The sequence below is a fragment of the Mesorhizobium norvegicum genome, from assembly GCF_004919685.1.
GTDB classification, from domain to species: Bacteria; Pseudomonadota; Alphaproteobacteria; order Rhizobiales; family Rhizobiaceae; genus Mesorhizobium; species Mesorhizobium norvegicum.
The window spans coordinates 22,557-29,806 of sequence record NZ_SMYZ01000023.1; the positions used below are offsets into that span (position 1 = coordinate 22,557).

Consider the following 7,250-nt stretch of genomic DNA (forward strand, 5'->3'; position numbering starts at 1 on the left):
GCCCAACAGGCGGGTGACCGCTGCTGCGTTCCAGACAAGGAAATGTGCTGAAAAACCATATGCCGTCTGACACTATGCGCGCGCGTTCATGTGGACCGGTGGCAATTTCATACAAGGGCAAGCGCATATGGTGAGTTCCGTTCGTGCGGTCGTGGTCGGTGGCGGCTGTGTGGGTGCCGGCATTCTCTACGGCCTGGCCAAGCGCGGCTGGACCGATGTGGCATTGCTGGAGCGAACACAGCTTACGGCTGGGTCGACATGGCATGCCGCGGGGCTCATCCCCTCTTACGCGCGCAGCCGCAATGTCGGCCGCATGATCGCCAGGTCGATTGAAATCTATGAGGGCCTGGAGGCGGAGACGGGCCAGAACGTCGGCTGGCACAAATGCGGCCAACTACGCATTGCCAACACGCGCGACAGGCTCGACGAGTATAGAAGCTACATGGACGTCGCAGAGGTCCAGGGTGTGCGGGCCCGGATCGTGTCGCCCGCGGAAGCGCGAGAGATCTGGCCGCTGCTCGACAACAACAGCATGCTGGGCGCCCTTTACCATCCCGATGACGGCCATATTGCACCGGCTGATGTCACCCAGGCCATGGCCAAGGGTGCACGTGACCTTGGCGCGAAGATCCATCTTGATACCGAGGTTGTGGGCTTCGAACGCATGCCGAGCGGCGAGTGGAGGGTCAAGACCTCACGCGGTGACATCGTCTGTGAACATGTCATCCTTGCAACCGGCAATTACGCACGCCAGACAGGCGCCATGCTGGGCCTGGACATTCCCGCGATCCCGATCCTGCATCAGTACTGGATCACCGAGGCGGTTCCCGAAATTGTGGAACGCAAACGGCTTGGTCTTCCGGAGATGCCGATCCTCAGGGACGAGGGTTACGAGGGCTATCTGCGCGAAGAGGGGGACGGGCTGATGTTCGGTCCCTATGAGCGTACCGAACAGCTCAAGCTGTTCGCCGAAAACGGCGTCCCGGAATGGTTCGGTGCCGATCTGCTCGATGAAGACTTCGATGCCGTGTCCTGGAATTGGGAGCGCGCGACCGAGTTGGTTCCCGCGCTCGGACGCGCCGGCATCAAGCGGAACGTGCGAGGCCCTTTCCAGATGACAGCCGATGAACTGCCGCTGATGGGGCAGGGGTGGGGCCTGGAGAATGTCTGGCTCGCCGAAGGGGTGCCTGGAGGCATTCTTTGGGGCGGTGCGATTGGCTATTACCTCTCCGAACGGATCGTGGAGGGTGGCAACAGCATCGACACGGCGGAGCTGGATCCCCGCCGGTTCGGCCAATATGCCAACAAGAACTGGACCCGGGCAAAGGTCCGGGAAGCTTGGGGCACCCACGCCGCACAGCACTATCCAGGCCAGGACATGCCGGCGGCGCGACCGCAGAAAACGGCCCCGTCCTATGACCGTCTAAGCCAGCTCGGCGCGGTATGGGATGTGTTGAACGGCTGGGAGATGCCGAGCTGGTTTGCACCCGCGGGTGTCGAAGCGCGCAATTTCTACAGCTGGCGCTGGACCCCCAAAGGGAACCACGTCGCCGCTGAGGTCCAGGCTGTCCGCCAGGCCGCTGGCCTGGTCGAGATGACACCAATGACCAAGTTCGAGGTCAGCGGGCCGGGCGCCAAGGGCTGGCTCGACGGGATCCTGGCCAACAAACTGCCTCGTCCCGGCCGTGTCGCCCTTGCCCATCACCTGACGCCGGTCGGCGGCGTGCAGGCCGAGTATGTGGTGGCGCGGCTGCAGAGCGACCTGTTCTATCTCATATCGACGCCGCGCGCCGAGCGCTGGAACCTTGACGATCTCAGCCGGCTGTTGCCGAAGGACGGTAGCGTGCATCTGCGCAACGTCACGGAGGATCGCGGCAGCTTCACAGTGGTTGGGCCGAAGGCGCGCGACATATTGCAGCCGCTGACGGAGATGGATCTTTCCAACGAAGCCTTCCCATGGTTCAGCGTGCAATCCGGGACTGTCGGCTTGGCCAGCGACGTGCGACTGCTGCGCGTCAACTATTCGGGCGAACTGGGATGGGAACTCTACCATCCACTCTGCTATCAGCGGCATTTGCTGGATGCACTCTTGGCATCGGGAGAGGCGCACGGGCTGAGGCTGGTCGGACTTCAAGCGCTGGAATCGCTCCGTCTCGATAAATCCTACCGCGCCATGTATCGCGATATGAATCTCGAACTGTCAGCCTGGGAAAGCGGTCTCGACCGCTTCGTCAGCCTCGACAAGGGGGACTTTGTCGGCCGCGCCGCACTGGTCGCAAAACAGAAGCAGGGGACGACCCGCCGGATCGCCACGCTATCGATCGATACCGACGGTGCGAGCGCGTTCGCCTTCGAGGGCGTCTACCGCGAAGGCGAGCTCGTCGGCCACGTCACGTCGGCGGGCTACTCCTATACTTTTGGTCACGACATCGCACTCGCGCTGCTGCCCCTGGACCTTGTGTCGCCCGGCACCAAGCTCGAGGTTTCGATCCTCGGCGAGCGCCGCGCGGCAAAGGTGATCGCCGACTCGCCCTATGATCCGGAAGGCGCCCGCGGGCGTATGTGAGGCATCCCGAAGCGCAATCCGGGGTTATCGATGCCTCAAAACGCGCTGCAGGGCAAAACGCAAAAACCGCGCTCCATCGGGAACGCGGCTTTGCCAGATACGCATGGCGCTTCGCTACTCGAACACTTTGCGAAACTTACGGGCTCCGGTACGCGAGACCTGATCCGGAGCGCCGGGCGGATGCGATATGTCCGCCTCGCAATCCGTTTTATAGGGACATCGTTACCGGGGGGTTATCGAGAGCTTAAGCAAATCTAAATTTGCATTTTTTCTGCCGAAGAAAATCGGGAAAAACCCACCAAATCCGTTGGTTACGCTGGGTTACCGCGCAGAAAATTAATTATGCCGGAGAAATCCGTGCCGCCATGTCCCTGGGCGTTGAACAAGGCATAGAGCTGGGCTGCTTCGGCACCAAGCGGCGTCACGGCGCCGGCACTTTGCGCGGCTTCCTGGGACAACTTCAGGTCTTTCAGCATCAGTGCGGCTGCAAATCCTGGGTTGTAATCCCTGTTTGCGGGCGAAGTCGGCACCGGGCCGGGCACCGGGCAATAGGTGGTCAAGGACCAGCATTGCCCCGATGAGGTCGAGGCGACGTCGAACAGCGCCTGATGCGACAGGCCGAGCTTTTCCGCCAGGACGAAGGCTTCGGCGACGCCGATCATGGAAATGCCGAGGATCATGTTGTTGCAGATCTTTGCCGCCTGTCCGGCGCCGTCGCCGCCGCAATGGACGATGCGGCCGGCCATCGGCTTCAGGATCGGCTCGGCAGCAGTGAAGGCATCGTCGGCGCCTCCGGCCATGAAGGTCAGCGTGCCGGCCGCGGCACCACCGGTGCCGCCCGAGACGGGCGCATCGATCGACAGCAGGCCGTGTTTGCCGGCAATGGCATGCGCCTTGCGCGCCGATTCGACGTCGATGGTCGAGGAATCGATGAACAGCGCGCCCTTTTTCGCCTTGGGCGCGATGTCCTCATAGACCGACAGCACATGCTTGCCCGCAGGCAGCATGGTGATCACCACGTCGGCATCCTTCACCGCGGCCGGCCCGTTGGCCATGATGACGACGCCATGCTCGCGCGCGACGGTCAAATTCTCCGGCATCAAGTCGAAGCCATGCACTTGGTGCCCGGCCTTGACCAGATTGGCGGCCATCGGATTGCCCATGTTCCCGAGGCCGATGAAGGCGATCGTCGTCATTGTCTGTCTCCCAGAGTTGCTGGCTTCAGCGGCCGATCAGGGCGCGCGCGATGATGACGCGCATGATCTCGTTGGTGCCTTCGAGGATCTGGTGCACCCGCAGGTCCCGCACCAGCTTCTCGATGCCGTAGTCGTGCAGGTAGCCGTAACCGCCGAGCAGTTGCAGCGCATCGTTGGCGACATTGAAGCCGGTGTCGGTGACGAAGCGCTTGGCCATCGCCGACCATTTGCCGGCATCCGGTGCCTTGCGATCGAGTTTCGAAGCTGCCGCATAGAGGAAGATGCGCGCCGCCTGCAGCTCGGTCTCCATGTCGGCCAGCCTGAACTGCAAAGCCTGGAACTGGTTGATCTTGGAGCCGAAAGCCTTGCGCTCGGCGGTGTAGGCGAGCGCCTTGTCGAGCGCCGACTGCGCGCCGCCCAGTGAACAGGCTGCGATGTTCAGCCGGCCGCCGTCGAGGCCGGCCATGGCAATGCCGAAGCCGGCGCCTTCGCCGGACAAAAGGTTCTCCGCCGGCACCTTGCAATCTTCGAAAATGACCTGGCGGGTCGACTGCATATGCCAGCCCATCTTGTGCTCGTTGGCGCCGAAGGAGAGGCCGGGCGCATCTTTCGGCACGACGATAGTGGAAATGCCTTTCGGCCCATCCGCGCCGGTGCGCACCATGACGGCATAGACATCGCTGTCGCCGGCGCCGGAGATGAACTGCTTGGTGCCGTTGAGGACATAGTCGCCGCCGCTCTTCACCGCGCGTGTCTTCAGCGCCGCGGCATCGGAGCCCGAACCGGGCTCGGTCAGGCAGTAGCTCGCCAGCCATTCCATCGAGGTGAGCTTCGGCAGGAAGCGTTGGCGTTGCTCTTCATTGCCGAAACGGTCGATCATCGATGCCACCATGTTGTGGATCGAGATGAAGGAGGAAAAAGCCGGATCGGCGTGCGACAGCGCCTCGAAAATCAGCACGGCATCGAGCCGGCCCAGTGCTGAACCGCCGACATCGTCCCTGATATAGATGCCGCCGAGGCCGAGCGGGCCGGTCTCGCGGATCACATCGGCCGGGAAATGTTTCCTGCGGTCCCAGTCGAGTGCGTTCGGCGCGACGCGGTCGGCAGCGAATGCCTGCGCCATCTCCTGGATGGCGCGCTGTTCCTCGTTGAGTTCGAACTGGCTGGTGCTCGCATCGACAGCGGCGTCCATGGCGTGCTCCCTATGTGCTGGCCAGCTAGCTCGCTGGCCTGTCGTTTTTGGCTTTGCGCGCGCACCAATCTAGACCAATGATGCCGCCGCGCAACCCGACCCGCTGCGGAGCGGCTGTGCATCAATGCATGTCCGGAGCAAGATGTGACGACAAAATTCGATGAACTGCTGAGCCGGTTCCACAGCTATCTCGCTTCCGTGGATGACGCCTTGGTGCGTGACGCGGTGGCGCGGATCACCTGGGAGATGTCGGCCCGCACACTGGAGCCGCGTCCGCTTGCCTGCCTGCGTCATCTCGATCGCGCCGTGGAGTTGGCGGCGCCGGATGCCAAGCCGCTGGTGCGGCTCCTTGCCGAGCGTCGGAATGATTTTCGCTGGGGGCAGACCTATGGCGAGGCCGATTTCGGAAAAGAGTTCATCGACAATTACGGCTGGCTGGAAGTGTTCGGCACGCGAGGCCACTTCGCCAATGGCGAGGTCGCCGCCGGCCTGCTGATCCTTGGGCCTGATATCGTCTATCCCGACCACCATCACCTTGCCGAGGAAATCTACATTCCGCTGACTGGCGGCACCGAATGGCGCATGGGCGAGAGCGGCTTTTGCATGCGTACAGCCGGCGAGGTCGTCCACCACGCTTCCAACGTCAATCACGCCATGCGCACCGGCAAAGACCCATTGCTGGCGCTCTACATCTGGCGCGGCGGGCCGCTGGCGCAGAAATCCGACATCACCGGAACCGTGGCGCAGGGCAGGGGCTGATGGCCAAAGCGATCATGCTGCAAGGCACGGGTTCCGATGTCGGCAAGACGGTGCTCGTCGCCGGCCTATGCCGCGCGGCAAAAAAGCGTGGGCTGAAGGTACGGCCATTCAAGCCGCAGAACATGTCGAACAACGCCGCCGTTGCCGATATCCCCGGCGACAACAAAGCCGGCGGCGGCGAAATCGGCCGTGCGCAATGGCTGCAGGCGATCGCTTGCGGCGTGGCCCCCTCGGTCCACATGAACCCGGTTCTGCTCAAGCCGCAGACCGATGTCGGCGCGCAGGTCATCGTGCAGGGCAAGGTGTTCGGTGATGCGCGGGCGCGCGACTACCAGGCGATCAAGGGCCGGCTGATGGACGCCGTGCTGGATTCCTGGGGCAAGGTCGGCGAGGGCGCCGATATGGTCATCGTCGAGGGTGCTGGCTCGCCGGCCGAGATCAACCTGCGTAGCCGCGACATCGCCAATATGGGCTTTGCCACGCGCGCAGACGTGCCGGTGGTGCTGGTCGGCGACATCGATCGCGGCGGCGTCATCGCTTCGGTCGCCGGTACGCATCTGATCCTGCCGGAAGAGGACCGGCGCATGATCGTCGGCTACCTCATCAACAAGTTTCGCGGCGACGTGTCGCTGTTCGACGACGGCATAAGGTCGATCGAGAAATTCACGGGCTGGCGCTGTTTCGGTGTCGTACCGTGGCTGAAGGCGGCGGCACGCTTGCCTTCGGAAGATTCTGTGGTGCTGGAACGGCTGGCGTCCGGCGAGACGCGTGCGCTGAAGGTGGCCGTGCCGGTGCTTGGCCGCATCGCCAATTTCGACGATCTCGACCCGCTCAAGGCCGAACCACAGGTCGAGGTGGTGTTCGTGCCGCCGGGAAGACAGCTGCCCGCCGATGCCGGGCTGGTGGTCATTCCAGGCTCCAAGTCGACGATCGGCGATCTCCTGAAGTTCCGCGAGAACGGTTGGGATCGGGACCTTCTCGCACACCGCAAGCGCGGCGGCCATGTCGTTGGCATTTGCGGCGGCTTCCAGATGCTTGGCCGCATGGTGCGGGATCCCGACGGCATCGAAGGCAGCGTCACCGAGGCCGAAGGGCTCGGCCTGCTCGACGTCGAAACGGTGATGGAACCGGAGAAGACGGTGCGCAATGTCAGCGCCCGCTCGGTGCCGTTCGACCTGCCGCTCGAAGGCTACGAGATCCATCTCGGCCGCACCACCGGACCGGATACGCTGCGGCCGTCGGCAGTCATCAATGGCGTCGAGGACGGGGCGGTGTCGGCCGATGGCAAGGTGATCGGCACCTATATGCACGGTCTGTTTGGCGCCGACGGCTTTCGCGGGAAGTTCCTCGAAAGCCTCGGCATCAAGGGCGGTGGCATCGACTACCGGGCCGAGGTCGAGCGGGCGCTGGACGAGGTCGCAGCCGAGCTGGAGACCCATCTCGACTGCGACGCGATCTTTGGTTTGGCGCGTTAGATCCGCCCAACGCTTCGTCATCCACGGGCGGAGCAAGGAGCGTAGCGACGCGGCGCAGACCC

5 protein-coding genes are annotated in these 7,250 nt (G+C 63.4%); 3 read left to right on the forward strand and 2 right to left on the reverse strand.

Annotation, left to right across the window (positions count from 1 at the left end):
- Positions 1-127 precede the first annotated feature (127 nt).
- A complete protein-coding gene (locus FCU66_RS10235) occupies positions 128-2,566 on the forward strand; it encodes a GcvT family protein (RefSeq protein ID WP_136620523.1) in 2,439 nt (812 codons plus the stop codon).
- A gap of 311 nt (positions 2,567-2,877) precedes the next feature.
- Here the strand turns inward: FCU66_RS10235 and mmsB are convergent, their stop codons facing one another.
- On the reverse strand, positions 2,878-3,762 hold the full coding sequence (mmsB, locus tag FCU66_RS10240) for a 3-hydroxyisobutyrate dehydrogenase (RefSeq protein ID WP_136620522.1): 885 nt from the start codon (positions 3,760-3,762) through the stop codon (positions 2,878-2,880).
- Positions 3,763-3,787: 25 nt separating this feature from the next.
- Positions 3,788-4,954 (reverse strand): isobutyryl-CoA dehydrogenase, encoded by a 1,167-nt coding sequence (locus FCU66_RS10245; RefSeq protein WP_136620521.1) that lies wholly within the window; start codon positions 4,952-4,954, stop codon positions 3,788-3,790.
- A 144-nt stretch (positions 4,955-5,098) separates the two neighbouring features.
- On the opposite strand from FCU66_RS10245, the gene FCU66_RS10250 reads away from it, so the two are divergent.
- Both FCU66_RS10250 and FCU66_RS10255 read left to right on the forward strand, forming a co-directional pair.
- On the forward strand, positions 5,099-5,713 hold the full coding sequence (locus FCU66_RS10250) for a dimethylsulfonioproprionate lyase family protein (RefSeq protein ID WP_136620520.1): 615 nt from the start codon (positions 5,099-5,101) through the stop codon (positions 5,711-5,713).
- A complete protein-coding gene (locus tag FCU66_RS10255; RefSeq protein WP_136620519.1) occupies positions 5,713-7,188 on the forward strand; it encodes a cobyric acid synthase in 1,476 nt (491 codons plus the stop codon). The genes FCU66_RS10250 and FCU66_RS10255 overlap by 1 nt, the downstream gene beginning before the upstream one ends.
- Positions 7,189-7,250 lie beyond the last annotated feature (62 nt).